Genomic DNA, 1,602 nt, shown 5'->3' with positions numbered 1-1,602 from the left:
CACCCAGCCTCGCGCCGGCCGGGGCGCCCAGCCAGCCCACCCCCGCCCCCGCCGGCCCGCCCCTGCCCGCGGGCATGGAAACCTTCCCCGGCGGCGGGGTGCGTATCGCGTTGGCGACCAACCGGCTGGCGCCGGAGGTGGCGGAGGCGATCGCCGCGCTCGGCAGCCGGCTCGCCACCCTGCCGGCCGGGCGCATCATGGTCGAAGCCCAGGTCTCCGGGCCGGCGAACGACGCCTCCCTCGCCCGCCGCGCCTCCCTCGCCCGCGCGCAGGCGGTCAAGGCCGCCCTCGTCGCCGGCGGGCTGGACGCGACTCGGATCGATCTGCGCCCGTTGGGCCGGGTGGGCGCGGGCGCGGACCGGGTGGACGTGCTGCCGCCCGGCATGGCAAGCCCGACAGCGGAGAGCCGGGGCCGATGACGCAGCCGATGGTCTATCTGTGGCGGATGGTGGCGTTCCTCGTCGCCGTGCTGATCGTCACGGCGATGCTCTGGGCGCAGCTGCGCGTCGCCTTCGAGGCGAACCCCGTCCTCAACAGCGTGATCCTCGGCGTGCTGCTGATCGGCATCGTGTGGAACCTGCGCCAGGTGCTGGCCCTGCGGCATGAGGTGGCGTGGCTGGAGGGCTTCCGCTCCGTCCGCGGCAACGGGGAGGCGCTGGTCCAGCCGCGGCTGCTCGCCCCCATGGCGTCGATGCTGTCCGCGCGGCGGACGGAGCGCGTCTCGCTTTCCGCCATCGCCATGCGCAGCGTGATGGACGGCATCCTCTCCCGGCTCGATGAGACGCGCGAATTGTCGCGCTACATGACCGGTCTGCTGATCTTCCTCGGCCTGCTCGGCACCTTCTGGGGCCTGCTGCTCACCATCTCCTCCGTCGCCGACGTGATCGGCAACATGTCGGTGGGCTCGGGCGACCTGAACGCGCTGTTCAACCAGTTGAAGACCGGGCTCGGCCGGCCGCTGGAAGGGATGGGCACGGCCTTCTCCACCTCCATGCTCGGCCTCGCCGGCGCGCTGGTGCTGGGCTTCATGGACCTCACCGCCGGCCAGGCGCAGAACCGCTTCACGAACGAGCTGGAGGAATGGCTCGCCGGCCTGACGCGCCTGTCCTCCGGCGTGCTCGGCCAGGAAGGGGACGGCTCCATCCCGGCCTACGTCAACGCGCTGCTGGAGCAGACGGCCGAGAACCTCGAGGGCCTGCAGGGCATCCTCGCGCGCGGGGAGGAAGGGCGCGCGGCGACATCCCAGGCGCTGGCGACGCTGACGGAACGCATGACGGTGCTGACCGAGCAGATGCGCGCCAACAACCAGCTCATGCTCCGCATCGCCGAGGCGCAGGCCCATACCGGCACGGCCGAGGCGATGCGCGGCCATCTGCGCAACCTCGAGATCACGCTGGCCCGCCTGCTGGAGGAGACCGCCGCCGGCCGCGCCCAGACCACCAACGACATCAGGAACGAGATCAAGATCCTGACGCGGACCATCGCCGCGATCGCCGAGGAGCCGCCGCGGTGACGCGCCGCGCCGCGCCGGGGCGGCGCTGACATGGCCGGCCGTTCCGACCGGCGGCGCGGGCGCGGCGGCCTCGATGCCTGGCCCGGCTA

General features: G+C 73.1%; 2 protein-coding genes. Both read left to right on the top strand.

Going from position 1 to position 1,602, the window contains the following annotated elements:
- Positions 1-419 (top strand): OmpA family protein (locus tag HW577_RS24765; protein ID WP_419956608.1); only part of this gene is annotated, 419 nt, incomplete at its 5' end.
- Positions 416-1,513 carry a flagellar motor protein MotA gene (locus HW577_RS24760; RefSeq protein WP_198378751.1) on the top strand — a complete coding sequence of 366 codons (1,098 nt, stop codon included), beginning with the start codon at positions 416-418 and terminating at the stop codon, positions 1,511-1,513. The genes HW577_RS24765 and HW577_RS24760, both read left to right, overlap by 4 nt.
- Positions 1,514-1,602 lie beyond the last annotated feature (89 nt).

The sequence above is a fragment of the Neoroseomonas rubea genome (genome assembly GCF_016106015.1).
GTDB classification, from domain to species: domain Bacteria; phylum Pseudomonadota; class Alphaproteobacteria; order Acetobacterales; family Acetobacteraceae; genus Neoroseomonas; species Neoroseomonas rubea.
This window is presented reverse-complemented; position numbering and strand designations above follow the sequence as displayed.